This is a genomic window from Kribbella sp. NPDC048837, assembly GCF_055586945.1.
In genome coordinates, this window is record NZ_JBVJHF010000007.1 from 253527 (window position 1) to 279875 (window position 26349).

General features: G+C 69.9%; 28 protein-coding genes and 1 pseudogene. 15 read left to right on the top strand and 14 right to left on the bottom strand.

All coding sequences use genetic code 11. The annotated features are described in order from the left end of the window. Nucleotides 1-76: 76 nt before the first annotated feature. Both ACZ6O0_RS30870 and ACZ6O0_RS30875 read left to right on the top strand, forming a co-directional pair. Entirely contained in the window at nt 77-409 is a 333-nt protein-coding gene (locus ACZ6O0_RS30870; RefSeq protein WP_465768530.1) for a hypothetical protein, read from the top strand. A 406-nt stretch (nt 410-815) separates the two neighbouring features. Next, nucleotides 816-1238 (top strand): hypothetical protein, encoded by a 423-nt coding sequence (locus ACZ6O0_RS30875; RefSeq protein WP_465768531.1) that lies wholly within the window; start codon nt 816-818, stop codon nt 1236-1238. Here the strand turns inward: ACZ6O0_RS30875 and ACZ6O0_RS30880 are convergent. Next, nucleotides 1222-1809, bottom strand: a complete 588-nt coding sequence (locus ACZ6O0_RS30880; protein ID WP_465768532.1) for a TetR/AcrR family transcriptional regulator — start codon at nt 1807-1809, stop codon at nt 1222-1224. The genes ACZ6O0_RS30875 and ACZ6O0_RS30880 overlap by 17 nt on opposite strands. A 53-nt stretch (nt 1810-1862) precedes the next feature. On the opposite strand from ACZ6O0_RS30880, the gene ACZ6O0_RS30885 reads away from it, so the two are divergent. Both ACZ6O0_RS30885 and ACZ6O0_RS30890 read left to right on the top strand, forming a co-directional pair. Beyond that, complete coding sequence (locus tag ACZ6O0_RS30885) at nt 1863-3059, top strand: FAD-dependent monooxygenase (protein ID WP_465768533.1); 1197 nt, start codon at nt 1863-1865, stop codon at nt 3057-3059. Then, nucleotides 3056-3931 carry a phosphoribosylaminoimidazolesuccinocarboxamide synthase gene (locus ACZ6O0_RS30890; RefSeq protein ID WP_465768534.1) on the top strand — a complete coding sequence of 292 codons (876 nt, stop codon included), beginning with the start codon at nt 3056-3058 and terminating at the stop codon, nt 3929-3931. Before ACZ6O0_RS30885 ends, ACZ6O0_RS30890 begins: the two co-directional genes overlap by 4 nt. On the opposite strand, the gene ACZ6O0_RS30895 is transcribed toward ACZ6O0_RS30890, so the two are convergent. The 5 genes from ACZ6O0_RS30895 to ACZ6O0_RS30915 form a co-directional block, all read right to left on the bottom strand. Beyond that, the gene (locus ACZ6O0_RS30895; protein WP_465768535.1) at nt 3928-4416 is read right to left on the bottom strand and encodes a hypothetical protein; all 489 of its coding nucleotides are present in this window, start codon (nt 4414-4416) and stop codon (nt 3928-3930) included. The genes ACZ6O0_RS30890 and ACZ6O0_RS30895 overlap by 4 nt on opposite strands. A gap of 109 nt (nt 4417-4525) precedes the next feature. Further along, nucleotides 4526-5155, bottom strand: a complete 630-nt coding sequence (locus ACZ6O0_RS30900) for a CDP-alcohol phosphatidyltransferase family protein (RefSeq protein WP_465768536.1) — start codon at nt 5153-5155, stop codon at nt 4526-4528. Further along, a complete protein-coding gene (locus ACZ6O0_RS30905; protein ID WP_465768537.1) occupies nt 5155-6480 on the bottom strand; it encodes a hypothetical protein in 1326 nt (441 codons plus the stop codon). The genes ACZ6O0_RS30900 and ACZ6O0_RS30905 overlap by 1 nt, the downstream gene beginning before the upstream one ends. Beyond that, nucleotides 6480-7163 (bottom strand): ABC transporter ATP-binding protein, encoded by a 684-nt coding sequence (locus ACZ6O0_RS30910; protein WP_465768538.1) that lies wholly within the window; start codon nt 7161-7163, stop codon nt 6480-6482. The genes ACZ6O0_RS30905 and ACZ6O0_RS30910 overlap by 1 nt, the downstream gene beginning before the upstream one ends. Further along, entirely contained in the window at nt 7160-7681 is a 522-nt protein-coding gene (locus ACZ6O0_RS30915; protein ID WP_465768539.1) for a helix-turn-helix transcriptional regulator, read from the bottom strand. The genes ACZ6O0_RS30910 and ACZ6O0_RS30915 overlap by 4 nt, the downstream gene beginning before the upstream one ends. A 114-nt stretch (nt 7682-7795) precedes the next feature. Between ACZ6O0_RS30915 and purS the strand changes: the two genes are divergently transcribed. From purS to purL, 6 genes are read left to right on the top strand one after another with little or no spacing between them, the layout of a single operon-like run. Beyond that, nucleotides 7796-8050 (top strand): phosphoribosylformylglycinamidine synthase subunit PurS, encoded by a 255-nt coding sequence (gene purS, locus ACZ6O0_RS30920; protein ID WP_465768540.1) that lies wholly within the window; start codon nt 7796-7798, stop codon nt 8048-8050. After that, nucleotides 8047-8718: a phosphoribosylformylglycinamidine synthase subunit PurQ gene (gene purQ / locus ACZ6O0_RS30925; RefSeq protein WP_360366269.1), complete on the top strand. Its 672-nt coding sequence runs from the start codon at nt 8047-8049 to the stop codon at nt 8716-8718. Before purS ends, purQ begins: the two co-directional genes overlap by 4 nt. Next, a complete protein-coding gene (locus tag ACZ6O0_RS30930; RefSeq protein WP_465768541.1) occupies nt 8718-10781 on the top strand; it encodes a hypothetical protein in 2064 nt (687 codons plus the stop codon). Before purQ ends, ACZ6O0_RS30930 begins: the two co-directional genes overlap by 1 nt. Further along, complete coding sequence (locus tag ACZ6O0_RS30935) at nt 10774-11103, top strand: hypothetical protein (protein WP_465768542.1); 330 nt, start codon at nt 10774-10776, stop codon at nt 11101-11103. The genes ACZ6O0_RS30930 and ACZ6O0_RS30935 overlap by 8 nt, the downstream gene beginning before the upstream one ends. After that, nucleotides 11100-12179 carry a zeta toxin family protein gene (locus ACZ6O0_RS30940; protein WP_465768543.1) on the top strand — a complete coding sequence of 360 codons (1080 nt, stop codon included), beginning with the start codon at nt 11100-11102 and terminating at the stop codon, nt 12177-12179. The genes ACZ6O0_RS30935 and ACZ6O0_RS30940 overlap by 4 nt, the downstream gene beginning before the upstream one ends. A 22-nt stretch (nt 12180-12201) precedes the next feature. After that, a complete protein-coding gene (gene purL / locus ACZ6O0_RS30945) occupies nt 12202-14505 on the top strand; it encodes a phosphoribosylformylglycinamidine synthase subunit PurL (protein ID WP_465768544.1) in 2304 nt (767 codons plus the stop codon). Between the two features lie 46 nt (nt 14506-14551). Here purL and ACZ6O0_RS30950 read toward each other — a convergent pair whose 3' ends face one another. Continuing rightward, nucleotides 14552-15178, bottom strand: coding sequence for a hypothetical protein (locus tag ACZ6O0_RS30950; RefSeq protein WP_465768545.1), 627 nt, complete (start codon nt 15176-15178; stop codon nt 14552-14554). Between the two features lie 190 nt (nt 15179-15368). On the opposite strand from ACZ6O0_RS30950, the gene ACZ6O0_RS30955 reads away from it, so the two are divergent. Genes ACZ6O0_RS30955 through ACZ6O0_RS30965 form a run of 3 tightly spaced genes read left to right on the top strand, consistent with a single transcriptional unit; the run spans nt 15369 to nt 17106 of the window. Next, nucleotides 15369-15857 carry a DUF1707 SHOCT-like domain-containing protein gene (locus ACZ6O0_RS30955; protein WP_465768546.1) on the top strand — a complete coding sequence of 163 codons (489 nt, stop codon included), beginning with the start codon at nt 15369-15371 and terminating at the stop codon, nt 15855-15857. Between the two features lie 47 nt (nt 15858-15904). Continuing rightward, on the top strand, nt 15905-16453 hold the full coding sequence (locus tag ACZ6O0_RS30960) for a GNAT family N-acetyltransferase (RefSeq protein WP_465768547.1): 549 nt from the start codon (nt 15905-15907) through the stop codon (nt 16451-16453). Next, nucleotides 16450-17106 carry a cupin domain-containing protein gene (locus tag ACZ6O0_RS30965; protein ID WP_465768548.1) on the top strand — a complete coding sequence of 219 codons (657 nt, stop codon included), beginning with the start codon at nt 16450-16452 and terminating at the stop codon, nt 17104-17106. The genes ACZ6O0_RS30960 and ACZ6O0_RS30965 overlap by 4 nt, the downstream gene beginning before the upstream one ends. On the opposite strand, the gene ACZ6O0_RS30970 is transcribed toward ACZ6O0_RS30965, so the two are convergent. The 5 genes and pseudogenes from ACZ6O0_RS30970 to ACZ6O0_RS30990 form a co-directional block, all read right to left on the bottom strand. Then, nucleotides 17085-19076, bottom strand: coding sequence for an HPr family phosphocarrier protein (locus ACZ6O0_RS30970; RefSeq protein ID WP_465768809.1), 1992 nt, complete (start codon nt 19074-19076; stop codon nt 17085-17087). The genes ACZ6O0_RS30965 and ACZ6O0_RS30970 overlap by 22 nt on opposite strands. Before the next feature lie 18 nt (nt 19077-19094). Then, nucleotides 19095-19505: pseudogene (gene dhaM / locus ACZ6O0_RS30975) on the bottom strand (dihydroxyacetone kinase phosphoryl donor subunit DhaM); the annotation flags it as partial. Beyond that, complete coding sequence (gene dhaL, locus ACZ6O0_RS30980) at nt 19502-20122, bottom strand: dihydroxyacetone kinase subunit DhaL (protein WP_465768810.1); 621 nt, start codon at nt 20120-20122, stop codon at nt 19502-19504. The pseudogene dhaM and the gene dhaL, both read right to left, overlap by 4 nt. A 2-nt stretch (nt 20123-20124) precedes the next feature. Next, nucleotides 20125-21129 (bottom strand): dihydroxyacetone kinase subunit DhaK, encoded by a 1005-nt coding sequence (gene dhaK / locus ACZ6O0_RS30985; RefSeq protein ID WP_465768549.1) that lies wholly within the window; start codon nt 21127-21129, stop codon nt 20125-20127. Nucleotides 21130-21250: 121 nt separating this feature from the next. After that, nucleotides 21251-21811: an RNA polymerase sigma factor gene (locus ACZ6O0_RS30990; protein ID WP_465768550.1), complete on the bottom strand. Its 561-nt coding sequence runs from the start codon at nt 21809-21811 to the stop codon at nt 21251-21253. Nucleotides 21812-21942: 131 nt separating this feature from the next. On the opposite strand from ACZ6O0_RS30990, the gene ACZ6O0_RS30995 reads away from it, so the two are divergent. Beyond that, entirely contained in the window at nt 21943-23466 is a 1524-nt protein-coding gene (locus ACZ6O0_RS30995) for a serine/threonine-protein kinase (protein ID WP_465768551.1), read from the top strand. A 152-nt stretch (nt 23467-23618) separates the two neighbouring features. On the opposite strand, the gene ACZ6O0_RS31000 is transcribed toward ACZ6O0_RS30995, so the two are convergent. Further along, nucleotides 23619-24746: an MFS transporter gene (locus ACZ6O0_RS31000; protein ID WP_465768811.1), complete on the bottom strand. Its 1128-nt coding sequence runs from the start codon at nt 24744-24746 to the stop codon at nt 23619-23621. Nucleotides 24747-24811: 65 nt separating this feature from the next. Here ACZ6O0_RS31000 and ACZ6O0_RS31005 point away from each other — a divergent pair, with 65 nt between their 5' ends. Beyond that, nucleotides 24812-25549, top strand: coding sequence for an ArsR/SmtB family transcription factor (locus ACZ6O0_RS31005; RefSeq protein ID WP_465768552.1), 738 nt, complete (start codon nt 24812-24814; stop codon nt 25547-25549). On the opposite strand, the gene ACZ6O0_RS31010 is transcribed toward ACZ6O0_RS31005, so the two are convergent. Next, on the bottom strand, nt 25546-26262 hold the full coding sequence (locus ACZ6O0_RS31010) for a hypothetical protein (RefSeq protein WP_465768553.1): 717 nt from the start codon (nt 26260-26262) through the stop codon (nt 25546-25548). The two genes, ACZ6O0_RS31005 and ACZ6O0_RS31010, sit on opposite strands and share 4 nt — an antisense overlap. Nucleotides 26263-26349 lie beyond the last annotated feature (87 nt).

Here is a 26349-nt window from a genome sequence, read left to right on the forward strand (position 1 = left end):
GGGTGGTGCATCCGTCGACGGGGGAGGGAAGAGTGGCGGGCGGCCCAACAGCTTGATGTTGGCGGGTGCGGGCTCGGTGCTTGCGGTGCTGGCGTTCCTCGGGGGTCTGGCGGTCGGCAACGCGTCGGACGGCACGTCGAACCAGCAGAACCAGTTCGGCGGCCCCGGTGGCGGACAGTTCCCCGGCCAGGGCCAGCTCCCCGGCCAAGGCACCGGCCAGGGCAACGGCCAAGGCTCAACCGGCCAAGGCAACACCGGCCAAGGCCAGGGCACCTTCCCGGGTCAGGGCCAGGGCAGCACCGGCCAGGGGCAGGGCAGTACCGGCCAGGGCCAGGGCACCCAGCCCGGCACCGGAACACAACCCGGCACCGGCACCCAGAACTCCGGCGGCCAGACCCAAACGGGCTGACCCAATTCGAACGCACCACCACCGGGACGCCGGGTCCCGGTGGTGGGGATGCAGACCAGCCGAGCCAGCCGGAGAAGGCAGCACCGGCGCCGGCACCCAGCGCGGCGCCGGCACTCAGCCCGGCGCTGGCATCCAGCCCGGCATCCAGAGCTCCGGCGGTCAGGCGCAGACGAGTTGACCTCACCGGATAAGCAGCCCGGCGGGCCCCGAGCGGACACTTGGGCCCGTCGGGCGCCTCCGCGCCCCGACCCCTCCGCGCCGGGGCGCCGTTCCGTCGTGGCTTTGGGGTGACGGGACTGAGACGGCGGGGTGGGAGTGCCGTTCAAGTGGGGCGGACTGTCGCGACGGAGGGTTACGACACGCGGGGACGGTTCGTGAGGTGGTGGGGTGGGGTAAGGATCGGTGCGTGGAATGGTCGAACGTCACCTGGTTCCTGACTGCCCTCGGCGCGGTTGTCGTGCTGCTGACGCGGGTCCGCCTCGGCGGAACAGTTGTCGACGGCACCGGCCACGGCGCCGGCCGAGCCGGATACTCCGCCGCCCTGCTGCGATTTCACACCGCCATAGGTGTTCTGACGCTGCTCGGGTGGATAGTTGCCCTCGTCACCGGTCAGCGCGCGATCGCTCTCGTCGTGCTGGCCGGATGGTGGCTGTTGGCACTTGTCGGATTGTTGCTCCTGGCCCGTTGGCTGCCGAGCGGCGGTAAACACTCCGAGGACGCCCAGGGCGACGCCTGGGGTTCCGGCGCCGGCTTGTCGCTGCTCGGGCACGTCGGCATGGTGGTCGGCGTCGGCTACTTCACCTTCGTCACCCTCACCGATCGGTTCTGAGTCCCTCGATCAGTGCCGTGACAGAACGCCGTACGCCGGCCTCGAACGCTTCTGGTGAAAGTGTTGCCCCGGCCCCGGCGACCCGGTCGTACAGCAGCCCGTCCATCATCGCGGCGACCGGCCACGCCGCCTGCGACGGATCGGGTACGCCGAGCCCGTTGAGCAACTGCGCCAGCAGAGTTCGCAACTGCCGGCCGCCTTCGGTGATCGCGTCCCGCAGCTCCGGCTGACGGCTCGCCTCGAGCGACAGCTCGTACCGCGCGATCAGGTCGTCCGGCCGCTCCCGCGCCAACCCGACCGTCATCCCCACCAGCAACTCGAGCGCCGGCACATCCATGCCCGCCGGCGCCGGCATGCCGCTCACATCCCGGGCGAGCATCCGATTCACGCACGCGGTGAGCAGCGCGTTGCGGGTGCGCAGGTAGTACGACGTCGAGCCCGGTGGCAGACCGGCCTCCGCGTCGACCGCGCGGTGGGTCAGCCCGCGCAGTCCGCGGGTCGCGACGAGGTGGATCGCGGCGTCGGCGATGGCGTCCCGGCGATCCGCGCCCAGCGGAACCTGCTTCGTCACGGCGGCCATCCTCGCACTTCCCAACGATCCTCTACAGATGTAGAGTACTCGGCATGAGTACGGCGATCGTGGTGGGAGCTGGCATCGGCGGGGTCACGGCGGCCGTCGCACTGCAGCGGTGCGGGTGGCAGGTCACAGTTCTGGAGCGCGCTCCGCAGCTGGGGGAGGTGGGGGCGGGGATCTCGGTGTGGCCGTCGGCGGTCGCCGTCCTCGAGGAGCTCGGGGTGAAGGGCGTCGAGAAGGCGGCCGCGGTGTCGAAGCCGGCCGGGATGCGCAAGCCGGACGGCCGGTGGGTCGTCAGGGCGGCGGACCTCGGTGTCGAGATCCCCGTGATGATCCACCGGGCGCAGTTGCACGACCTGATCACGGCTGAGTTCGGCCCGGCCGTCAGCGTGCGGACCGGGTTGACCGTCACCGGGGTCGAGCAGGATGAGTCCGGCGTGACGGTCCTGAGCGCGGATGAGGAGTTGCGTGCTGATCTGGTCGTCGCCGCCGATGGGATCCGCAGCGTGATCCGGGCCGCTCTGCATCCGGAGCACCGGGGAGCGCAGTACTCCGGCTATACGGCGTACCGGGGGATTGCGGACGTGGACATCGACGACGGTGGGGGCGAGACCTGGGGGCGTGGGCAGCGGTTCGGGTTCGCGCGGCTGATCGACGGGCGCATCTACTGGTACGCGACGGCGAACCAGCCCGCCGACCACGGTGGCGACCACGCTGCCGTCACGAAGGCGTTCGGGGGTTGGCACGACCCGATCCCGAAGCTTCTCGCGAGCACGGAGTCCGTGCTGCAGAACGACATCTACGACCTCGCGCTGCCGCTGGTCCCGTTCACGCACGGCCGGATCGTGCTGCTCGGCGACGCCGCTCACGCGATGACGCCGAACCTCGGCCGCGGCGCCTGCTCAGCCATCGAAGACGCCGGCGCCCTCGCCCGCCACCTCACCGAGAGCACTCCCCCAACACCGCTCTCCGGCGAGAGCACCGCTCGATCCCCGCTCTCCGGCGAGAGCACTCCTCCAACACCGCTCTCGGGCGAGAGCACTGCTCTGAGGGCTGCTCTCGCGGCGTACGACGCCGAGCGGCGGCCCGCGACGACCAAGCTGGTCAAGCGGTCCCGGGGGATCGGGCGGGTCGGGCAGGTGGAGAACCCGGTGGTCTGCGCACTCCGGGACGGACTCTTCCGGCTCGGCGGCAAACTGGTGTCCCTGCGGCGGCCGAAGAGCAAGGTGGAACAATCGGCGGTGTGATCACACCTCCGCAGGCGCCCGAGATTCCCGGTGCGAAGCACATCCATTCCGGCAAGGTCCGGGATCTGTACGAGCTGGAGTCCGGCGAGCTCCTGATGGTCGCGAGCGACCGGATGAGCGCGTTCGACTGGATCCTGCAGCCGCACATCCCGGACAAGGGCAAGGTGCTCACCGCGATGAGCCTGTGGTGGTTCGAGCAGCTCGACGTGCCCAACCACATCGTCTCCACCGACGTACCGGCGGAGGTCGCGGGCCGGGCGGTGGTGTGCGAGAAGCTGGAGATGTTCCCGGTCGAGTGCGTCGCCCGCGGGTACCTGAGCGGCTCCGGTCTGCTCGACTACAACGCGACGGGCGCGGTCTGCGGGATCCCGCTGCCGTCCGGACTGGTCGAGGGTTCCCGGCTGGACGAGCCGATCTTCACTCCGGCGACCAAGGCCGACCTCGGCGAGCACGACGAGAACGTCTCGTACGACGCGGTCGTGGCGACCGTCGGCGCAGACACGGCGGCGGCGCTGCGGGACGCCACGCTGGACATCTACAGGCGGGCGCGGGCGATGTCGGAGGAGCGCGGGATCATCCTGGCCGACACGAAGTTCGAGTTCGGCGCGCGGCCGGACGGGACGATCGTGCTGGCCGACGAGGTGCTGACGCCGGACTCGAGCCGGTTCTGGCCGGCCGACCAGTGGGAGCCGGGCAAGCAGCAGCCGTCGTACGACAAGCAGATCGTCCGCGACTGGCTGCAGTTCGAGTCCGGCTGGGACCGCACGTCGGGCGACGCGCCGCCACAGCTGTCCGACGAGGTCGTCGAGCGCACCCGCAACGCCTATGTCGAGGCCTACGAGCAGCTGACCGGACGGAAGTTCGAGGGCTAGAAAAGGCCGACGCCCAGGGCCAGGAGGATGAAGCGGCCGGCGCGGCCGGCCAGGACCGAGAAGGCGAACGTCAGCACGCCCATCCGGGACGCGCCGCCGATCAGGGCGACGCCGTACAGCGGTGGGATGCCGACGAACGCGCTCAGCAGGGTGACCGGGATACCCCACCGCCGGTCGCTCATCGCGTCGAGGAGCCGCTTGCTGACATCGCGGTTCCACTGCACGAACCGGCCCCACCGCGTCCCCAGGTTGACCGGCTTCGGCTCCTTGGTCTTCCGGGCGGCGTACCCGGGCCGGTAGCGCACCGCGAGGAACATCGCGACCTTGCCGATGGTCTGCCCGATCGAGACCCCGATCGCGGCCACCACCGGGTCCAGCGCGCCGGAGACCCCCACGCCGAGGACGTACGCCTCCGCGTTCATCACCGGTACGACGGCGGACCCGATCCCGAAGCCCACCGCCAGCGCCAACTGCCAGACCCACATGCCCACGAGGCTATGCGCCCCGGCCAACGTTGCCACGCACCTCAGCCCCACTCCCGGGACGAACCAGGGTCCCGCCCGAGCGGGTCCCTCGCACCCTTGACACCCACGATCAGGGCTGACCGGGTACGGCGGGCCGCCGCCCGCGGAGGATCGCGATCAGCCGGTACGACGAGACCACCTTGAGTACGCACGCCGCGAGCGCGATCGAGTACGGCAGCCACTGCGCGCCGGTGTGGTGCGCGATGATCAGCGAGATCACCACGGCCGCCGTGTTCACCGCCTTGGCGGGCTTCGACCAGTTCCAGATCCAGATCGGCCGGTCGACCTTGTAGAAGTAGTTCGGACTGAGTGTCCCCGGCCAGAGCAGGAACGCCAGCGACAGCATGGTGTCCAGTACGCCGAACTGCACCAGGAAGATCGCCAGTGGCCCGATGGTCGCCGGGAACGTCGCCATGAACGCCGCCGCCAGCAGGAACGAGCAGGCCCGGTCGCAGACGATGTCGAACACCGCACCGGCGACGGACTCCTCGTTCCGGTAGCGCGCCACCGCACCGTCGGCCATGTCGCCCAGCCAGTACGCCGCATACCCGATCACCAGCCAGCTGAGCATCCCGCTGCGGAAGGCGATCGCGGCGATCACCATCGCGACGACCGTACGGATCAGGGTGATGCGGTTGGGGACGCCGAGCAGGAACGGCGGCCGGACGGCGAGCGGCTGGACCGAGGTCGAGATCATCATCAGGCGGCCCTCAGATTCTCGGGATCGAGTGCGTCCCGGAGTTGGTTGCGGAGCAGGAAGCCGGCGGCGGCGCCACCGAGCAGGCCGAGCAGCCAACCGGCGACGGCCAGTCCGGCGGCGGTGATGAGCGAGGTCGGCGTGAACGGATCGATCGCTGCGCCGACCAGTCGGGCAAGGCCGAGCACCGCGCCCAGGAGGAGTCCGGTCGCGAGCGCCGGTGCGGCGATCGCGGTGAGCTGGCGGCGGATGACGCGGCGCAGGAAGCGCGCGTCGACGCCCAGCGCGGTCAGGCAGGCGAGCTGACGGCGCTGATCCACCAGTTGGTCGGCCACACCGACGATCAGCGCGGCCATCGCGATCAGTACGACCAGGAGCAGGCCGAGAACACTCATGCCGAAGCCGGTGGCGTAGAAGCCCGGCTCGTAGAGCTCATCCCTCGACACCAGGACGGACACCAGTCCGTTGACCAGGGTGCCGACCAGGAATCCGCAGCAGCCGAGCAGCGTCGCCATCCGGGCCGACGGCCGCGCATCGGTGACCAGCCGGATGCCGGTCAGCAGGTTGGCCGGGTCGTTGGATTGCTTGAGCCGAGCACCGATGATCCGGATCCACACCGGGGTGAGACCGAGGAAGCACAGACCCAGTCCGACCACCAGAGCGGTGGAGGCGACGTACCCGAGCCAGCGGGCCGTGACGAGGCCGATGACGATCAGCACCGCACCCACGATGACGCTGGTGCGTGTCTGCTCGGCCGGGTGCTCCTCGCGCGGCAGCAACTCGTCGCGGTGCAGCAGACTGCCGATCAGTGCACCCGCACCCGTCGTGATCACGACCACCGGGATCCAGATCAGTACGTCGACGAGCTCGGCTCCCGGGAGGATCTGAGCCATCCTCGGCAGCAGCCCCAGGAGCAGGCTGAGCAACAGATAGACCGGACCGGCGAGCAGTCCGCCGGCCAACCCCGCCATGGCTGCGTCAGTCACGGACAGCTGCCGCACTTGCTTGCTGGAGGCGCCGGCCAGTCGCAGTGCGGTCATTCGCCGTTCGCGCGCCGCCGTACCGAGCCGCAGAGCCTGTACGGCGAGGCCAGCGGTGAGCAGAGCGAGGATCACCAGGATCGCGATCAGTCCGGCGCGGAGACCGCTCTCGGCGACGTAGTTGCTGTAGATGGCCTTCGACAGCTCGCTCTCACCGAGCCGTGCGATCCGCAGCGCACCCAGCAGCAGCGCACCGCCCAGCGCAAGGGCCGCAGTGGCCAGCTGGATGCGGCTGCGGTCGGCGGGAGTGCGCGACCGGGCCAGTTTCACCAGCGTCTCGAGGGTCATCAGAGCACTACCTCGTGCTGGATCATGCCGTCACGCAGCCTGATCTCACGGTCCGCCGACGCCGCTACGAGGTTGTCGTGGGTCACCATCACCAGTGCGGAGCCGCGGTACCGGGCGGACTTCAGCAGCACGTCGAGCAACTCCTGCCCGGCCCGGCTGTCCAGACTGCCGGTGGGCTCGTCAGCCAGTACGACGGACGGCCCGGTGACGAGAGCGCGGGCGACGGCCGCCCGCTGGGTCTGTCCGCCGGACAGCTCGGCCGGAACCGCTTCAGCCTCGTCGGCGATGCCCACCTGCTCGAGCCAGCCGCGTGCCGTCTCCTGCGCCTCGGCGCGCTCGTGGCCGTCCAGCAGCAGCGGTAGCGCGACGTTGTCGAGCAGCGACAGGTCCGGCACCAACTGGCCGAACTGCAGCACGATCCCGATCTTCGTACGCCGGAGCCGCGCGCGCTCGTTGTCCGGAAGACCAGCCAGGTCCTGACCGGCCAGCCGGACCGTGCCGTAGTGCGGGCTGAGGATGCCCGCGGCGCAGTGCAGCAGAGTCGACTTGCCGCACCCGCTGGCACCGGTGATCGCCACCACCTCGCCGGGCCTGATCTGAAGGCTGACACCACGCAGCGCCGTGTTGCGCCGGTACGAGTACTTGATGCCGGTGAGCTCAAGAGCAACCTGGGACGCGGTCATGGGTGAGCCTCTCTCTGCTCGGAGATGTGTTCCAGGGCACTGTCCAGCCAGCGCAGGTCGGCATCGAGGTGCGCCACGATGTACTCGCGGACCAGCGGTGAGGTCGGGTCGTCCTCGGCCGGGGTCTCCCGCAGCTCGCGGATCCGGCGCAGGTGGCTCGCGCGCTGCCGGGCCAGGAACGCCGCCGCGTCACCGCCGGTGCGGATCGCGGCGACGAGTTTGCGCAGCACCTCGTCCGCACTGCCCCAGGCGGGCGGCACGGGATCGCTCAGCCAATCGCTGAGGTGGTCGCGACCCTTGGGCGTCAGTGCGTAGACCGTGCGGTCCGGTCCGCCGCCGGACGTCTTGTCGACCACCTCGACGAGTCCGTCCCGTTCCAGCCGCCCGAGTGTCGTGTACACCTGCCCGAACGCCAGCGGCCGGCTGTCGGGGAACCACAGGTCGTGGCCGCGCTTCACGTCGTACCCGTGGGCCGGGCCGGCCGAAAGCAGCCCCAGGACGAGCTCCGCGGTTGCCATGGCAGCGACTATACACTGCGTGTATGTACTGAGTGAATAGTCCGCGATGCGGCGTTCTGGCACGCGGTCGGTAGGATTCAGGCGTCACCCCGGAACGAGACCTGGAGTAAGTCAGTGGCTCGCGTTGTCGTCGACGTCATGCTCAAGCCCGAGATCCTCGACCCGCAGGGCAAGGCGGTGCACGGCGCGTTCGGCCGGCTCGGCTTCGACGGCGTGGCCGATGTCCGCCAGGGCAAGCGGTTCGAGATCACCCTGGACGGTGAGGCGACCGAGGAACGGGTCGCCGAGATCCGCAAGGCCGCGGACACGCTGCTGGCCAACCCGGTGATCGAGGACTACATCCTGCACGTCGAGGACGACGCCAAGTGAAGATCGGGGTCGTCACCTTCCCGGGCTCGCTGGACGACGTCGACGCCCGTCGCGCGGCCGCGGTGGCCGGTGCCGAGGCGGTCGCGCTCTGGCACGGCGACGCCGACCTGCACGGTGTGGACGCGGTCGTCCTGCCGGGCGGCTTCTCGTACGGCGACTACCTCCGGGCCGGCGCCATCTCCCGGTTCGCCCCGGTGATGGAGACCATCATCAAGAAGGCCGGCGAAGGCCTGCCGGTGCTGGGGATCTGCAACGGCTTCCAGGTGCTGTGCGAGTCGCACCTGCTGCCCGGCGCCCTGATCAAGAACCACCACCGCAAGTTCATCTGCAAGGACCAGCCGCTGCGGATCGAGAACAACCGCACCGCCTGGACCAGCGACTACGACGCCAACCACGAGATCACCATCGTGCTGAAGAACCAGGACGGTTCGTACGTCGCCGACGAGGCGACCCTGGACCGGCTGGAGGGTGAAGGCCGGGTGGTCGCCCGCTACCTGGACGAGAACCCGAACGGCTCGTACCGCGACATCGCCGGGATCACCAACGAGCGGGGCAACGTGGTCGGCCTGATGCCGCACCCGGAGCACTGCGTCGAGACGCTGACCGGCCCGAGTACGGACGGCCTGGGCTTCTTCACCTCGGTGCTGAAGGCCGTCGTCTCCTCCTGATGAGGTCGATCGGGGTGCGGCGCCTCCTGGTCCGCATCCTCTTGCTCACCGCGGCGGCTCTGTTCGCCACCGCGAGTACGGCGGCAGCACAGCCCGCGAGCCTGATGGCCAAGGTCGTGGTGATCGGCGTACCCGGTCTGACCTGGAGTGACGTCAAGGCGTCGCCGGAGCTGACCGCGCTGGTCAACCAGTCGCATGTCGGCTCGATCACCGTGAAGACGGCCGGACCGCACACCTGTCCGATCGACGGCTGGCTCACGATCAGCGCTGGCACTCGCGCGTGGGGAAGCGTCGCCGACGAGCCCTGCGGTGAGCTGCCGGCTGTCACGGACGGCAAGGTCGCCGGCTGGCAGGCGTACGTCGACCGCCAGGCCGAGCACCACACCGGTGCGCCGATCGGCCGCCTCGGCCAGGCCGGCTACCCGATGTGCGGCTTCGGACCGGGCGCGGCGATCGCACTGGCTCGTGCAGACGGTTCGGTGACCAACTGGCAGCCGGAGTTCGATGCGGCGCGGCTGGCGAGCAACGACTGTCGTGACGCGATCGTCGACGCCGGTGCGCTCCCACTGCGGGAAGGACGAGCGGAGGCACGCAAGCGGGTCGCCGACCTCGTCGCACAGGCCCGGGCAGCCGGCGGCTGGGTCCTGCTCGTCGGAGTGAGCCAGGAGCTGGCCAACTCCCATCAGGAGCCGCTCGTCGCCATGCAGCTCCCGCCGGACAACGGTCCGCGCTGGCTGACCAGCGACAGCACCCGCCGGCCCGGACTGATCCAGCTGACCGACATCACCGCCACCATCCTGCGCGGACGCACGGCCGCCGAGGTCGATCCGGCGGGTGCGGAGAAGGCCGGACCGCTGGACGGCAACGAGATCCACTTCACCGGCCCCATTCACACTGACGCGGAAGCGGTGATCGAGAACCGGCTGGACGCGAACCAGCGGTTCGAGCTGCCACGGCCGATGCTGGTCGCGGTGTCGATGACGATCCTGGCCGCCGAGCTTCTCGCACTCGCGTGGTTCTGGTTCAAGCGCAGTCCGGCGTCCCGGCGTACGTTCGTCTTCACTTTGCTGACGCAGGGTGGGTTCTTCATCGCCGTGTTCCTGTCCACGGCGACCGTCTGGTGGCGGTGGCCGGCGCCCGCTTTCTCCTTGTACTGCGTGGTTCTCGGGATCAGCGCGGTCCTCGCCGGCGTGGCTCAGGTCGTGCTGAAGCGGTATGCGTTCCTGGGGATCACACTGACGGCGTACCTGATCTTGCTGGTGGACGGCGTACTCGGGACGCCGCTGCAGTTCGGCAGCATGTTCACCGACGGGCCGGTGATCGGTGGACGGTTCTATGGCTTCGGGAACTCCACTTTCGCGACGTTGGCGGTCGCAGCACTCGTCACCGCCGGGTGGGCGGCGCAGAAGCTGATCGACAAGAGCAGAGTGCAGGCTGCCCTTGCTGTACTGGCGATCGGCGGCGCTGCGATCGTGGTGGACGGCAGACCGGGTTGGGGGACCGACTTCGGCGGCATCATCGCGTTGACCCCGGCTGTGCTGCTGATGGCCTGGCTGACTTGGCGCGGCAGCATCACACTGCGTGCGCTGATCGGCGTGGGCCTGACTGGCGTACTGGCCGTTTCTGCTGTCGCCTTCCTCGACTATCTGCGGCCGCCGGACGAGCGGAGCCACTTCGGCACCTTCGTGGCCCGGCTGCTGGACGGTGACGTGAGTGATGTCCTGATCCGCAAGCTGCAGATGGCGGTGCAGTTCTTCACCGGGCCGGCGGGCTGGGCGATGCTCGTCGCCGTGGTGCTCTGCATGCTCGCCACAGTCCTGCCCGAGAAGGTGCCCTCGGAGTCCTACCGCCACTTCTACACCAGTCTGCCGATGATCAGGCCGACTCTGCTCGCGATGTCGACCTGTGGTCTGGTCGGGATGCTGCTGAACGACGCCGGGGTCGCATTGCCCGCGATCATGGCCGGTTTCGCCGTACCGCTGCTGGTGGCACACCTTGTGGATAACCGAGCGTCGGCGACACCGGACGCCGGTATTTTGTCTGTGGAGGTACGTGATGGCTGACGAGAAGAGCAGTATCGACCCCGATGTCGAGCGGGCCCTCGAGGAGGACCGGGAGATCACGCCGTTCACGATCGCGGAGCGGTACAGCCGCGGCGAGCTGACGCGTGACGAGGTCATCCAGGAGCTGATCGACTACGACTACCTGCCACAGGACCGCATCCCCGACGACATGTCGGTCGACATTGCCATCTACGTCGACGGTTCCTGGGACGACATGGAGCGCGCTCTCCGCAATGACCTGATCGACGGGGAGATCTACAACGCCGTTCTGGCCGCGGTGCGGGAGCGGGAGAGCTGGCCGCCGCCTGGCGAGGTGCGTTGACCCCGGACGAGGCAGACGCGCGTCGCGTCCGCCTCGAAGGGCTGTCCGGCGCGGGCGGTCCGCTGAATTCACGCAGTCCGCAGGCATCGGTGTCGAATCCGCAGTGGTACGGCCCCGACGGTCGGGCAACCACAGCCCGGGAGCAGCTGCACAAGCGGCTCATTGCGGAATTCGAGGCCGAGGCCCCAGAGGTTCCACAGGGTCGGCAGGCCGTGATCATCACGGGGCCACCGGGTGCGGGCAAGTCCACCGTGCGGGACGACATCTTGAAGGACACCGGGACGACACTCGAGCAGTGGCGCCACCTCGATCCGGACGATTTCCGCGACCGGCTCGCCACCGCGATGGTGGCCGACGGCACGCTGGACCAGGTGGTTCCCGCAGAGGCCGCGGAGTTGCAGCCGACTCCCCGCGAGCTGAGCAGTCAGCTCTTCGTCGAATCGGCGAAGCTGGCCGCCACTGCTCAGAAGGACGCGGTCGCGCGGGGCGACAACCTGATCATCGAGGGGGTCTACAGCGATCCCAAGCGGTTGGACGACCTGGTGAAGTCGCTGCAGAAGAAGGGGTACGACGTTCATCTGGCCACGGTCGACGTGTCCCACGACGACAGCCTCGCGCGGACCCAGGACCGGTACCGGCGGAACGCGGTCGAGGCGGCAGCGAGTGGCGTGCAAGGGCAGGAAGCTCTTGGCGGGCGAGTTGTGCCGGCCGAGTCGCTGCAGACCCACTTCGACGAGGCCGGTGTCTCCAAGGCGACCGCGGCGGCTCAGCAGGTGGCTGCGCAGCGGGCATCGGTGCAGTCGGTGCGGCACTACACCGTGGCGGCAGCAAATCGGCCGCCGGAGCTCACCTCGGTCGCGCAGCGGCAAGGCGGTATGCATCCGCTGGATGCGGAGACCTACAGGTCGGCCCGGGCAGCCGGGCAGCTGGAGGCGCTGCCATCCACTCAGCAAACAGCCGTGCAGCAGGGTGACAAGGGCCAGGGGAACGCCCAGGCCGGAAGCCTGGGGCAAGGGCAGCGGCCCGAGCACAGGCAGCGTCAGCAGGGCGGTCCGAAGCAGAGTTTGGACCGCTGAGAGAATGGACCACGCAGGACCGATGCAGGTGAAACCCAGTACAGGAGCCGCAGTGAGCCCCGAAACCACCGCTGACACCGTCAGCCGTGCCACCGAGACGCCCGAGGTCGAGCAGCCGTGGGCCGAGCTCGGTCTGAAGCCGGACGAGTACCAGCGGATCCGGGACATCCTGGACCGGCGGCCGACCAGCTGCGAGCTGGCGATGTACTCGGTGATGTGGAGCGAGCACTGCTCGTACAAGTCCTCCAAGGTGCACCTGCGCAAGTTCGGTGAGATCCCGCAGGAGACGCCGGCCGGGAAGATGCTGGCCGGCATCGGCGAGAACGCCGGCGTCATCGACATCGGCGAGGGGTACGCCGTCACCTTCAAGGTGGAGTCGCACAACCACCCGTCGTACGTCGAGCCGTACCAGGGCGCGGCCACCGGGGTCGGCGGCATCGTCCGCGACATCCTGGCGATGGGCGCCCGGCCGGTCGCGGTGATGGACCCGCTGCGGTTCGGCCCGCTGGATGCGCCGGACACCAAGCGCGTGCTGCCCGGGATCGTGTCCGGCGTCGGCGGCTACGGCAACAGCCTCGGCCTGCCCAACGTCGGAGGTGAGGTCGTCTTCGACCCGACGTACCTCGGCAACCCGCTGGTGAACGCGCTCTGCGTCGGTGTGATGCGGCACGAGGACCTGCACCTGGCCAACGCGACCGGCGTCGGCAACCAGATCATCCTGTACGGCGCCAAGACCGGTGGCGACGGGATCGGCGGCGTCTCGGTGCTGGCGTCGGAGACCTTCGCCGAGGGCGGCCCGACCAAGCGGCCGGCGGTCCAGGTCGGCGACCCGTTCATGGAGAAGCTGCTGATCGAGTGCACGCTCGAGCTGTTCGCCGCGAACGTTGTCGAGGGCATCCAGGACCTCGGTGGTGCGGGGCTGTCGTGTGCGACGTCCGAGCTGGCGAGCGCGGGCGAGGGCGGCATGTACGTGTCGCTCGACAAGGTGCCGCTGCGGGACGCGTCGCTCGCGCCGGAAGAGATCCTGATGAGCGAGTCGCAGGAACGCATGATGGCGGTCGTCACGCCGTCGAACGTCGAGGCGTTCCTGAAGATCTGTGCGAAGTGGGACGTGCAGGCCGACGTGATCGGTGAGGTCACCGATACCGGCCGGCTGCAGATCGACTGGCACGGTGAGCGGGTGGTCGACGTGCCGCCGCGGACCGTCGCGCACGAGGGCCCGGTGTACGAGCGGCCCTTCGCCCGGCCGGACTGGCAGGACGAGCTGCAGGCCGACGGCGCCGAGAAGTTGCCGCGGGCAACCACTGGCGCCGAGCTGCGGGACACCCTGCTCCGGCTGGTCGCCTCGCCCAACCTGTGCGACAAGTCGTGGGTGACGGACCAGTACGACCGGTACGTGCTGGGCAACTCGGTCCTCGCGCAGCCCGAGGACAGCGGGATGATCCGGGTCGACGAGACCAGCGGACTCGGGGTCGCGGTGTCGACCGACTGCAACGGACGGTTCGCCAAGCTCGACCCGTACACCGGTGCGAAGCTCGCGCTGGCCGAGTCGTACCGCAACGTCGCGACGACCGGCGCCCGGCCGGCCGCGGTGACCGACTGCCTGAACTTCGGCTCGCCCGAGGACCCGGCGGTGATGTGGCAGTTCGCGGAGGCGATCCGCGGTCTGGTCGACGGCTGCATCGAGCTGGGGATCCCGGTCACCGGTGGCAACGTGTCGTTCTACAACCAGACCGGCGAGACCCCGATCCTGCCGACCCCGGTGGTCGGTGTCCTCGGGGTGATCGACGACGTCACCCGGCGTACGCCGATCGGTTTCACCGCCGAGATGGAGGGCCACCAGCTGTACCTGCTCGGTGAGACCGAGGAGGAGCTGTCCGGGTCGGAGTGGGCGCACGTCGTCCACGGCCACCTCGGTGGACGGCCGCCGGCGGTCGACCTGGCCGCGGAGCAGCAGCTGGCCGACATCCTGATCAACGCGTCCCGCGACGGTCTGATCGACGCGGCGCACGATGTCAGCGACGGCGGTGTCGCGCAGACGCTGGTCGAGTCGGCTCTCCGTGGTGGAGTGGGTGCGCGCGTGTGGGCGCCGGACGGGCTCGACCCGTTCCTGTTCCTGTTCGCGGAGTCGGCCGGTCGGGCGGTTGTCGCCGTACCGCGGACCGAAGAGGTCCGGTTCACCGACATGTGCACCGCCCGCCGCTTCCCGCACGCCAAGATCGGCGTGATCACCGGTGACACCCTGGACGTCCAGGACCAGTTCGAGGTCCCGCTCACCGAGCTCCGCACCGCCTGGACCCAGACCCTCCCGGCCGCCCTCAACTGACCAACCCCTCGAAGACCCGGGCACTCGGCGTGCCCGGGTCCCGGGGTCAGCCGACAAGGGCCACTCGCTGGGTCGCCTCGGCCAGGACGCGGTTCAGGCCGGCCTGGTCCTGGGGGCGACCGGCGACGGTGAGCTCGATGTACGCGTGCTTGCCGTTGTCGTACGTGTCGACGAAGCGCGTCGAGACCCACCGCTGACCGCGAGCGCCGTCGGTGTAGGTGTAGGTGATCGACGTGTAGGCGACGGCCGGCGAGCTCCACGGCACCTTCGACTTCACCGTGCCGTGCGCGCGAGACACGATCTTCAGGCCGCGCACGCCGTGCAGCGCCTTGACCCGCTGCTGAGCGGCCGCGTTCGTCGTGAGCTTGCCGCTGAGCCCGCCGTCGACCCGGAGCATCCAGGTGTTGGAGCTGTCGGTGAACTTCGCCTGCGTCCGGCTGAGCTGCGTGAACTTCCAGCCGGTCGGCGCGTACACCGACACGTTGCAGTGGTCGCCGCGGCCCCAGCACTTGTACTTGTAGCTCAGGGTCGCCGGGTTCAGCGCGGGCTTCGCGTGCGCCGTGACGGCGGTCCGGGCCGGCGTGGCCGCGTCGCTCGGCGCGACCCCCAGGACCAGCCCAGCAGCAGCGACGATGGCGGCACCGGCCAGCACACGAGCCGAGATCTTCTTCATGGTTCGTCCTCCGTGACTAAGGGGCTCCGTTCGGCCCTACGCGACCTGAGATGACCCGGCGTCACAGCGAGGTTGATCGCCGATCTTGTGAGCAACATCTCCGCCGAACCGGCAACCAACCCCACCCGTCACGGCGTCCAAGGCTCTTCTGCACGTCTGGCACACTCGAAGGGACGAGTGAGGTGAGGGGATGGCGGAGCGGCGGCCGGTGAAGCCCGGTGAGCTGATGGGGCTTGCTGCCGCGGCCGGGCAGGAGGCCCGGGCCGCGGCTGCTCGGCGGCGGATGGCCCAGTTGCGGCTGACTGATGAGGAGCGGCGGGTTTGCACCGATGAGTTGGCTGAGCAGTTTGCGGTCGGGCGGTTGGACGAGGACGAGCTGCATCGGCGGGTGGATCGGCTGAACGACGCTGTCACGCGGGCCGATCTGGAGCCGATCTTCGCGGGGTTGCCGGAGCCGTCGTTGTACAAGCCGGAGCCGCGGAAGGCCGGTCGGTGGCGGTGGGCGGCGTTCGTCGGGGCCGTGTGGATGGCGTTGCCGTTCGCGTTGACCGGGCTGGTGTTGCTGGTGTTCGGGCGGGAGATCGCCGCCGCGATCTTCGGGTTGCCCGCGCTGGCCTGGGTGTACTTCACCTACCGCTGGGCCTCCCGCCCCGGCCGCGAGGAGCGCCGGCGACCCTGATTCACGACCCGAGCGATGCGGCCTCGGCTTGAACTAGCCTGTGGGGCGTGGAGGCTAGGTTGCGGCTGGCGGTGGGGGCGGACGGCGCGGCGATCGCGGAGTTGGCGCGGGCCTCGGTGCGGGAGGTGTTCCCGGCGTACTACGACGACGTACAGACAGCCAGCGCCGCGGAGCACATCACCACGTTGGACACCGCGCTGATCGACGACGGGACCTACTACGTGCTCGAGGCAGGTGGAGAGATCGTCGCCTGCGGTGGGTGGAGCCGGCGGAACAAGCTGTTCAACGCCAGTACGGCGGGAGCCGACGGACGGCTCCTGGACCCGGCGACCGAGCCGGCCCGGATCCGGGCGATGTTCGTCCGTGCGGACTGGACCCGGCGCGGACTCGGACGGGCCATCCTGACCGCCTGCGTCGACGCGGCCCGGGCCGAGGGTTTCACCCAGCTCGCACTGATGGCTACGCTCCCCGGCGTACCGCTGTACAAGGCTTTCGGCTTCACCGAGGTGGAGTCCGTCGACCTACCCATGCCCGACGGCGTCGTCCTCGGCGGCGTCGCCATGGAACGCCCGATCGATCTGGAGGACAAAGCATGACCGCAGGCACCACCGTCGCCGCTCCCGACGGCACCGAGGTCGTCCTCGGCGAGATCGGGACCCGGGTGCTGCTGAAGAACTCCCGCGTCCGCGTCTGGGAGGTGTCACTGCCGCCGGGCGAGGCGCAGGGCTGGCACCTGCATCACAACCCGTACGTCGTCTTGTGCCTGTCCACGTCCCCGTGTCACATGGACTGGCTGGACGGCAGCCCGGCCCGGCACCTGAGCGAGACCGTGGGCGGCTCGGTCTATCGTCCGGTGTCGCCCGTCCACATGCTCACGAACGACGGCGACGCGCTGTACCTCAACCGGCTGATCGAGGTGCTCGACCTGGGTGAGGAGGCCTCCGGCGACCCGTACTTCGCGGTCGCGGGCGTCCCCGCGGAGGCCGGCTTCGAGCAGGTCGGCGAGGTCCCGGCGAAGGTGGTCGTCGACGAGGACGACGTGCGCGTCCAGCACGTCACCCCCGACGCGGGCGAGTCCTACACCTGGCACACCGGTGCGTACCCGGCCCTCGTCGTCGACCTGGACCTGGACCACCCGGACGTCACCTACCTCGAGCCCGGTGAGAGCTACACCCTCCCCGCCAAGCCAGAGCGGACCTCCGGCTTCAACCTGGTCGAGCTGCGCTACTACAGCAAGCCGCGCACCTGAGCGGGGTCCCGCGCCGCCAGCACCGCGGCTGTGTCGACCGCAGTCAGATCCGCGTGCCGTAGCCGTGCCTTCACGAGCGGGACCTGCGGACCGACCGCGCTGAGTTCGTGCACGCCGAGCGCGGCCAGCAGTACGGCGGCCTGCGGATCGCTGGCGAGATCGCCGCAGACTGCGACGCGGACGCCTGCGTTGCGGACCACGTGGTCGATCAGCTGCAGTACGGCGGGATCGAGACCGTCGGCGAGTGGGGCGACCGCGGTGTTCGTGCGGTCCGCGGCGGTCGTGTACTGGGTGAGGTCGTTGGTGCCGATACTGACGAAGTCCAGGTCGGCGGCGAGCGTACCGATCCGGAGCGCGGCCGCGGGCACCTCGACCATGATGCCGACCTCCAGGCCGGCCCGGTCACCGAGCTCGTCCAAGGCCCACGCGACCTCGTCGGCCGTCGTCACCATCGGGAACATGACGTGCACCGGTGTCTCGGCGGCCACCCGCCGTACTGCCTCGAGCTGATCGCGCAGGAGCTCGGGCCGTCGCCGGAACACCCGCAGCCCGCGCTCACCCAGGAAGGGGTTCGCTTCGTGCGCCTGCGGCAGGAACGGCAGTGGCTTGTCGCCGCCGATGTCCCAGGTCCGGATCGTGATCGGCTTGCCGTCCAGCGCCCGCGCGATCGCCCGGAACTGCTCGACCTGCTCGTCGACCGTCGGCGCCGTCCGCCGATCACCGAACAACACCTCGGTCCGCACCAGCCCGGACCCGTCCGCACCGCGCGCATCCACGGCGTCCTGGACGACACCGACGTTGACGAGCACGTCGATCGTCCGCCCGTCGATCGTCGTCGCCGGCTGATCCGCTTCCGCGACCGCCCGCTCCCGCTCACCCGCGCGCTCGGTGATCGTCGCCCGTACGGCGTCCTCATCCGGCGCGACCTCGAACGAGCCGACCCGGGCGTCGAATGCCACCATCGCTCCCGCCGGCACGTCGACGTCCCCGATCCCCGTGATCAGCGGGATCCCCCGCGACCGCGCCACGATCACGCCGTGCCCGGTCGTCCCCGCCGCTCGCACGGCAATCCCCTCAATCCGCGATGCATCCAGCGTCGCGGCGGTCGCCGCATCAAGCTCAGGTACGACGAGGATGCCGCGGGCGGGTGCGTCCTCGGACCGTCCGCCCGTCAGAGCCCGAAGGACTCGATCACGAACAGCTCGAACGTCTTGGGCCCGCTCCCGCTGATAGGCGTCGTCCAGACCCTCGAAGGTGGCCGCCAGCTCGTCGTAGGTCTGCTTCCACGCGATGGGCGCCGGCGCACCCGCGGTGATCGCCGCACGGATCGCCGCGAGCGGCGCGCGATCGTTCACCATCGCTAGGTGCGCCTCGAAGATGCCGCCGTGCTCGGGGTTGGCGTCGCGGAGCTGCTGGAGCTCGTCACCGGCCTCGGCCAGGGCGCTGTCGAGCCGCCCCAGCTCGTCGTCGCCGGGCACGTAGCCGGCCAGCTCGACCTCGCCGCCGACGACCACCGCCGGCCCGATCGCCACGTCCAGCCCGGACCCACCAGGACCACCCCCGGCGCCGCCCGCATCCGAGCCCGCCGCCGCTCCCGCCCCGGCGCCACCAGCCGCCGCCGCTCCAGCTCCGGCGCCACCACCCAACCCCGTCCCAGCGGCTCCACCCGTCGTCGGTCCGGCGGTGTCGCCGAAGTTCTCCGCTGCGAGTTGCGTGATGGCTGCCAGGACCTCGGCGGCCTGCGGACCGGAGGCGCCGACCTGCAGCCGGTGGCCCTGCTGGGCATTCAGCGTCGCCACCATGCTCAGGCTTCCCGCGTCCACCGGCCCTCTCCCGGTCTCCAGGTCGGTGAGGGTGACCGTGGCGTCGAAGGAGTTGACCAGGCCGACCAGCCGGGCCGCCGGACGCGCGTGCAGACCGTGCTCGTTGCCGACGACAACTTCGACCGTCTGATCGGTCGCGGCCACCACGGCCGGCTCGGCACCACCAGCGTCACCGAGATGGTCCTGCTTGCCCGCCAACCCACGCTCGGCCTCGACCGCGACAGCGTCGAGCGAAGCGCCGGTCGACGCGGTCACCACCGCGGCAACCAACCCCTCGACCAATGGCGCGCTCGACAACCGCACCCGCCCGGCCGCCTCGGGATCGACGAACTCCAGCGCCAGCTCCGCGCTCAGTACGGCGCTGCCGAGGTCGAGCAGCACCAGTACGCCGTCCGGACTGTCCGCGGTCGTGATCGCCTCGGAGACCGCCATCGCGTCCGTGCCGAACGTCGTCTCGTCCAGCCCGGCCGCGATCGCGATCACCGGTCGCTTGTCCCCGGCAACCATCTCCGAGGCGAGGCCCACCGCCGCCACCGCCAGCGCGTGGCTGTGGGACACCACCACGATCCCGATCATGCGAGCGTGCGAGCAGCCGACTCCAGCAGCAGGGTGGTGCTCGTGGCGCCCGGATCCTGGTGACCCGCACTGCGTTCACCGAGGTAGCTGGCGCGGCCCTTCCGCGCCACCAGCGGCACGGTCGCGTCCCGGCCCTTGGCGGACGCCTCGGCGGCAGCGGTCAGCGCTCCGGCGAGATCCGATCCGCCCGCCACGGCCGCGTCGTACGCGTCCAGGGCCGGCGCCCAGGCGTCGTACATGGTCTTGTCGCCGAGTTCGGCCTTGCCGCGCTGGAGGATCCCGCCGACGCCGGCCCGGAACGCCGCGCCGATCGTCTCCGGGGTCGGCTCGACGCCGGCCAGCGCGGTCCCGAAGCGGAGGAAGAACGTGCCGTACAGCGGCCCGCTCGCCCCGCCGACCTTGCTGACCAGCGTCATCCCGGCCTTCTTCATCAGCTCGTCGACCGACGTGAAGCTGGTCTCGTCGAGCACGGCGACCACCGCCTGGAACCCACGGTCCATGTTGGCGCCGTGGTCCGCGTCGCCGATCGCCGAGTCCAGCTCGGTCAGGTACGCCGCGTTGTCGTGCAGCACCACCGCGGCGTCACGCAGCCAGTTGACGAAGTTGTCCACTCCCATGCTCACGCGCCCCAGCGTAGGCCGGGGGTGTTCACCGGTGCGTCCCAGAGACGTACCAGTTCGTCGTCCACCTTGAGCAGAGTGACCGAGCAGCCGGCCATCTCCAGTGAGGTGATGTAGTTGCCGACCAGTGAACGGGCCACGGTGATGCCGGCCCGGTCGAGCAGCTGGGCCACCTCGTTGTACATCAGGTACAGCTCGATCAGCGGCGTACCGCCCATGCCGTTGACGAAGGCAATCACCGAATCGCCTTGCTGGTAAGGAAGGTCGGAGACGACCGGGTCGACCAGCATCGCGGCGACCTCGCGCGCCGGTGCCAGTGGCAACCGTTGCCGGCCGGGCTCGCCGTGGATGCCGATCCCGACCTCCATCTCGTTCTCGGCCAGCTCGAACGTCGGCTTGCCGGCCGCCGGGACCGTGCACGACGTCAGCGCCATCCCCATGCTGCGGCCGTTGTCGTTGACCTTCTTCGCCAGGTCCGCGACCTCCTGCAGCGGGCGGCCCTCCTCGGCGGCCGCGCCGACGATCTTCTCCAGCAGCACGGTGACACCGACACCGCGGCGGCCGGCCGTGTAGAGGCTGTCCTGGACGGCGACGTCGTCGTTGGTCACCACCGACAGCACCTCGGTGCCGGCGTCGGCGGCGGCCAGCTCGGCGGCCATCTCGAAGTTCATCACGTCGCCCGTGTAGTTCTTGACGATGTGCAGTACACCGGCACCCGCGTCGACTTCCTTGGTCGCCGCCATCATCTGGTCCGGCACCGGCGAGGTGAACACCTCACCCGCACAGGCCGCGTCCAGCATTCCGAGTCCGACGAACCCGCCGTGCATCGGTTCGTGCCCGGACCCGCCGCCGGAGATCAGTCCCACCTTGCCGGATCTCGGTGCGTCCTTGCGGTACACGATGCGGTTCTCGTGATCCACCCGCAGCCGATCCGGATGCGCTGCCGCCATCCCCCGCAGCGCTTCACTCACAACATCACCAGGTTCGTTGATGAGCTTCTTCATGTCCCCATCTGAGCACACGCCCGCCGCCTAGGGGAGGGGCTCCAGCGCCGAAAGCGGCGGGATCGCCCGGATCGATCGGCGCACCGTGAGCACGACGGATCCAAGAGTGAGCAGAAGAGGGTCAGTCTTTGGGGCGCAGCAGGGGGCGGACGACCTCGCGGGCGTCGTGGATGCGGGACTTGACCGTGCCGAGCGGGGCGCCGACCACGGCGGCGATCTCCTCGTAGGAGAGGCCGTAGACGTCGCGCAGGACCAGCGGGGTGACCATCTGGGGCCGGTCGCGCTCGAGGGTCTCGAGGGCCTCGAGCAGGTCCAGGCGGGTGCCGGCGATGACGCTGGTGGTGCGCGGGTCCGGCTTCTCCATCGTCTCCGGGTTGTGCGCGGCCTGCGCCGTACGCTTCAGCTTGCGGTACGTCGAGCGGGCCGAGTTCGCCGCGACCGAGTGGACCCAGGTGGAGAAGCTGCTCCGGCCGGAGTACGTACCGATCTTGGTGGCGATGTTCAGCAGGGCCTCCTGGGCCGCGTCCTCGGCGTCGGCGGAGTACGGCAGCACGCTGCGGCAGATCCGCAGGACCCGCGGATAGACCAGCCGCAACAGGTCGTCCATCGCGTGCTTGTCACCCGCCTGGGCAGCCTCGGCCAGGGCTCCCAGGTCGTCGTTCGGGCTGGTGCTCTCGCTCATCTGCGCCTTTGCTGTCGATCGGCCCCCAAGGATGGGACTCTTAGTAATCCATAATGCCTTCTATGGGGGTCCCAACCAGGCTGGGCCGGTACGTCGTGCGACGACGCCTGGGCTCAGGCGGTTTCGCTACGGTGTGGCTCGGTTACGATGAGCAACTGGACGCCGAGGTGGCGATCAAGGTGCTCGCGGACAACTGGGCGCACGACGACGCGGTCCGCGGCCGGTTCCTCGAGGAGGGCCGGTTCCTGCGCCGGGTGGAGTCCGAGCACGTCGTCCAGGTCCACGACGTCGGCGAGCTCGAGGACGGCCGCCCGTTTCTCGTGCTCACGTACGCCGATCGCGGCACGCTGGCCGACCGCCTGAAGAAGGCGCCTCTCCCGCTCGCCGAGGCCGTCGACGTGGTCGTCCAGGTCGGCCGCGGCCTGCAGGCACTCCACCGGCGCGGCCTGCTGCACCGGGACGTGAAACCGGCGAACGTCCTGTTCCGCAGTACGGACGAGGGCGAGCGCGCGGTGCTGTCCGACCTCGGCCTGGGCAAGGCCATCGACGAAGTGTCGCGAATCACAATGCCCGGCGGTACCCCCTCGTACGTCGCGCCCGAGCAGGCGCTGGGTGAGCGCCTGGACCAGCGCGCCGACCAGTACTCGCTGGGCGCGGTCGCGTACGCCGCTCTGACCGGGCGGTCACCGCATCAGGTCGACGGGCTGGGCGCGGCGAGCCGGGTCAAGGTGGCGCCACCGCCGAGCTCACTCGGGTTCGAGCTGCCGGACCTGGTCGACGCGGCCATCGTCCGGGCGCTCGACCCGGACCGGGAGAAGCGCTGGCCGGACGTCCAGACGTTCACCCGGGAGCTCGTCGGCGCGATCGACGAGACCACGCACGACTTCCCGCTCGCGCTCCGCGAGACGATCCTGGTCCCGGCGTCGGCGGACGAGGGCGAGAAGACCGCCCTCAGCGACGAGAATCAGCCGACCATCGTGAAGACCGCCGGCCCCGAGGCTTCCGGCAGCGCCGAGGCGAAGACCGCGGCCGTCGCTGCTCTGTCCGAGGCGGTTGGCGGTGCCGCGGAGTCGCTGGCCCGGGCGGAGACGGCGGACGTGCAGACCACGGCACCGCGGAAGCGGCGGCGCGGGCGGTGGGTGATCGCCGCCGTGCTCGCGCTGATCGTGGGCGGCGGCGCCGGCTTCGAAGGCCAGCGCTACCTGGCCGCACGTGAGCTGGTCCCGGTCGAGTACGGGGGGATCTCGCTGACCCTCCCGCGCGAATGGACGAAGTCGGTGGCCGACTCCGCGTGGCAGCCACCGGGCAGCACCAACTTGTATCCGGCGCTCCGGGTCAGCCAGGCCGCCAACTGGTCGACCGAGACCCCGGGCGTCTTCGTCGGCGTCACCGACGCGCGGGACGTCAAGCTTGCGCTGGTCGCCGATCCTCAGTTCAACTGCAACGCCCAGGGCGATCCGGCCCCGGCCACCGTCGACGGCCGAACCGTGACGGATCAGGTTTCCAGCGGCTGCGGCGACGCCGGCGCTATGCTCTTCCAGCGAGTCGTGGACACGGGGACCACCGGCTCGATGCTCATCCAGGTCCTGCTGCCGACGAACGATCCCGAGCGCGCCCGCGAGATCGCCGCCACGGTCCAGTACAACGGCGGATGAGCAGCCCTGTAGTCCGAGCACGTTTGAGGTATCCCTGGTGCGTATCCCGACGGAACGGCTCCGCCCGTCCCCGGCCCTGATCCAGTCCGCCCGGCGGCGCTTCTACCGCCTCCGCTCCACCATCTTCCGGGTCATCTGGCCGATCGACTGAGCTACACGGTCAGCCAGGTGGTGGCGAGGGCCAGGAGCCATAGTGCGCCACCGATCCAGCCCAGGGCGTGAAGGCCGCTCACCATGCCGGGGCCGACGACTGCGCCGTACACGGCAACGCCTAGGGCGCCCACCGCCTGGCGGCAGGTGTTGTTGACGCCACTGGCGAAGCCGGCGCGGTCGGGTGGCAGGGAGGCGATCGCCGCGTGCACCACGGCCGCGGTGAGGAAGCCCATGCCGAGGCCGAGTCCCAGCTCGACGGGTACGACGGATGCGTAGCTGTCACGGACGCCGAGCAGACACAGCGATCCCGCGGCACCGAGCGCCAGTCCGATCGTCATTGGTAGGCGGGGACCGTAACGGGCGGTGATCCGGCCGGAGATCGGTCCGAGTACTGCGAGGGGGAGAAAGAGCGGCACCAGCTCCAGACCGGCCCGGAAAGCCTTATGGGCAAGGTGTTCCTGCAGGTAGAGCGTCAGGACGAGGACTGTGCCGAGGCCGACGAAGTTCATCAGCCCGGCGACGACGTTGGCGCCGACGAAGTCCGCGCCGATCCGCAGCCGGGTTCGGGTTCGCTGATGTGCCTCCCGGACTCGCGGAACGAGTCGCCAGGCGAGTGGTAGACCGATGGCGATGATCGGCAGGTTGATGAGGAACACAGCACGCCAACCCAACCCACTGACCAACGCACCACCCAGCAACGGGCCAGAGGGGAGTGCGAGGGCACCCGCACCGGCCCAGATCCCGACTGCACGTGCCCTTGCCGCGCGATCGGCGCACAGGTCGGTGATCACGGCGAGAGTGCCGGGGAGGAGCAGTGCGGCGCCGATGCCTTGTACTGCGCGGGCTGCCACGAGGAGCTCGATGTTCGGGGCCAGACCGCAGCCCAGCGAGGCGAAACCGAAGACGGTGAGCCCTGCGAGGACCACGCGTCGGTGGCCGATCCGGTCGCCCAGTGTGCCGCAGACCAGGAGGAGTCCGGCCAGAGTGATCATGTAGGCGGCGACGACCCACTGCTGTCCGGTCAGATCCGTCTCGAGCCCGGTCCGGATGGATGGCAGGGCCACGTTGACCACTGTCACGTCCAGCTGGACCAGGAAGATTCCGACGCAGAGCAGGGCGAGGAGCATGAGTTCCAAGTTCCCACCGAAATACTTCGGTCTGCGTCGAAGCGTGCCGGTGTGAGCATGGAGGCATGGACGGAGATGCCGACATCGCGCGCGCCGCGGCGCTACTGGCCGAGCCGGCCCGCGCGAAGGTCCTGATGGCCCTGGCCGACGGGCGAGCGCTGCCCGCCTCGCTGCTCGCCACGGAGGCCGGTGTCTCCGCTCAAACGATCAGTGGGCACCTGCACAAGCTGCTGGACGGCGGTCTGGTCGCAGTGGAGCGCTCCGGCCGCCACAGGTACTACAGACTCTCCGGCCCCGAAGTCGCGGCAGCTGTGGAGGCCGTGGCGCGGATAGCCCAGCCACAACCCATCAAGTCACTCCGCCAGAGCACCCGCGCCGCCGCCCTCCGCGAGGCCCGCACTTGCTACGACCACCTGGCCGGCCGCCTCGGCGTCGCCCTGCTCGAAGGCCTGGTACGACGGGACGCCCTGGAGCGCACCGATGGCGGCGAAGGCGCAGACCGACGCGCGGACGACCCACTGGCCCAGCAACTACCGGACGGCCCTTACGTCCTGGGCCCCGCGGCCCTGAGGGTCTTCGGCGAACTAGGAGTGGACCTCTCGGCACAGCGTTCTCGTCGCCAGCTCCTGAGGTTCTGCGTCGACTGGAGCGAACAACGCCACCACCTGGCCGGAGGCTTGGGTGCAGCGGTGACCACGAGCTTCTTGCGTCGCGGCTGGCTCGAGCGTCGTACGTACGCCCGGGCCGTCGTGCTCACTCCGGCCGGCCGGCGGGAGCTGGGGGAACTCGTCGAGCTGCCCTAGATCTTCGAGTCGTCGCGGACGGCCGAGTCGGTGGCGTGGTCCAGGACGTCCTCCAGGGCGGCCTGGTCCTGGGGGAGGCCGGTGGCTGCGATCTCGAAGGTGCACTGGCCGTCGCCGTTGGCCACCCAGCGGATGATCACGGAGCGGAGCGAGTTGTCCGGCACGTACGTGTAGACGAGCGTCGCGTTGCCGTTGTCCGGATCGATGGTCTGCGACTTGATCGAGAGCATCTGGTTGGCGGGGACCGCGCGGAGCTGGACGATCCGTGCGGCCATCGACGCGGACGGCGCCCGGCTGATGGTGAAGCCGGCCTCGATCCGCAGCCAGCGTTTGCCGGTCGGGTCGGTGTAGCGGCCGATCTTCGGCGGATCCGGCTGCGTGAAACTCCAGTTCGACGGCACCCGCACGCTGACCTTCGAACGCACCACGCTGGTGGCCGTGAACATGCGGGTCTTGTAGTAGAGGTCGTCGGCGTTCAGCGCCTCGGTGTCGTCCGGCACGATCTTCTTCGGCGGCAGAGTCGGCGACGGGCTCACCGAAGGCGACGGAGTCGACGGGCTGACGCTCCCGAGCGGAGCCGGCGAACCCGCTGCCGCGGCCGACTGCTCGGCCGTCGTCAACAGCCCGACGCCGTACCCACCGGCTCCGCCGATGGCGACCATCGCCACCAGCCCCGACGCCAGCAGTGCGCCCACAGTCCCCCGACGAGCCACGCCTGCCACCTCCCCAGTTCCCTATTCCAAAGACCCGCAAGACCCCTACCAGGTTGCATCCCCCAGGTAACGATTCCGTGAAACCGG

What these genes read in the sequence shown, in the direction of transcription:
- ACZ6O0_RS30905 (WP_465768537.1), bottom strand. Translation starts at nt 6,480, where the DNA reads ATGACCCTCGAGACGCTGGTGAAACTGGCCCGGTCGCGCACTCCCGCC.
- ACZ6O0_RS30915 (WP_465768539.1), bottom strand. Translation starts at nt 7,681, where the DNA reads ATGGCAACCGCGGAGCTCGTCCTGGGGCTGCTTTCGGCCGGCCCGGCC.
- dhaK (WP_465768549.1), bottom strand. Translation starts at nt 21,129, where the DNA reads ATGAAGAAGCTCATCAACGAACCTGGTGATGTTGTGAGTGAAGCGCTG.
- ACZ6O0_RS30900 (WP_465768536.1), bottom strand. Translation starts at nt 5,155, where the DNA reads ATGATGATCTCGACCTCGGTCCAGCCGCTCGCCGTCCGGCCGCCGTTC.
- ACZ6O0_RS31000 (WP_465768811.1), bottom strand. Translation starts at nt 24,746, where the DNA reads ATGCTCCTCGCCCTGCTCTGCGTCGGAATCTTCCTGGTCCAGCTGGAC.
- ACZ6O0_RS30935 (WP_465768542.1), top strand. Translation starts at nt 10,774, where the DNA reads ATGGCTGACGAGAAGAGCAGTATCGACCCCGATGTCGAGCGGGCCCTC.
- dhaL (WP_465768810.1), bottom strand. Translation starts at nt 20,122, where the DNA reads ATGGGAGTGGACAACTTCGTCAACTGGCTGCGTGACGCCGCGGTGGTG.
- ACZ6O0_RS31005 (WP_465768552.1), top strand. Translation starts at nt 24,812, where the DNA reads ATGGACGGAGATGCCGACATCGCGCGCGCCGCGGCGCTACTGGCCGAG.
- ACZ6O0_RS30910 (WP_465768538.1), bottom strand. Translation starts at nt 7,163, where the DNA reads ATGACCGCGTCCCAGGTTGCTCTTGAGCTCACCGGCATCAAGTACTCG.
- ACZ6O0_RS30965 (WP_465768548.1), top strand. Translation starts at nt 16,450, where the DNA reads ATGACCGCAGGCACCACCGTCGCCGCTCCCGACGGCACCGAGGTCGTC.
- ACZ6O0_RS30950 (WP_465768545.1), bottom strand. Translation starts at nt 15,178, where the DNA reads ATGAAGAAGATCTCGGCTCGTGTGCTGGCCGGTGCCGCCATCGTCGCT.
- ACZ6O0_RS30885 (WP_465768533.1), top strand. Translation starts at nt 1,863, where the DNA reads ATGAGTACGGCGATCGTGGTGGGAGCTGGCATCGGCGGGGTCACGGCG.
- ACZ6O0_RS30895 (WP_465768535.1), bottom strand. Translation starts at nt 4,416, where the DNA reads ATGTGGGTCTGGCAGTTGGCGCTGGCGGTGGGCTTCGGGATCGGGTCC.
- ACZ6O0_RS30955 (WP_465768546.1), top strand. Translation starts at nt 15,369, where the DNA reads ATGGCGGAGCGGCGGCCGGTGAAGCCCGGTGAGCTGATGGGGCTTGCT.
- purL (WP_465768544.1), top strand. Translation starts at nt 12,202, where the DNA reads ATGCAGGTGAAACCCAGTACAGGAGCCGCAGTGAGCCCCGAAACCACC.
- ACZ6O0_RS30990 (WP_465768550.1), bottom strand. Translation starts at nt 21,811, where the DNA reads ATGAGCGAGAGCACCAGCCCGAACGACGACCTGGGAGCCCTGGCCGAG.
- ACZ6O0_RS30930 (WP_465768541.1), top strand. Translation starts at nt 8,718, where the DNA reads ATGAGGTCGATCGGGGTGCGGCGCCTCCTGGTCCGCATCCTCTTGCTC.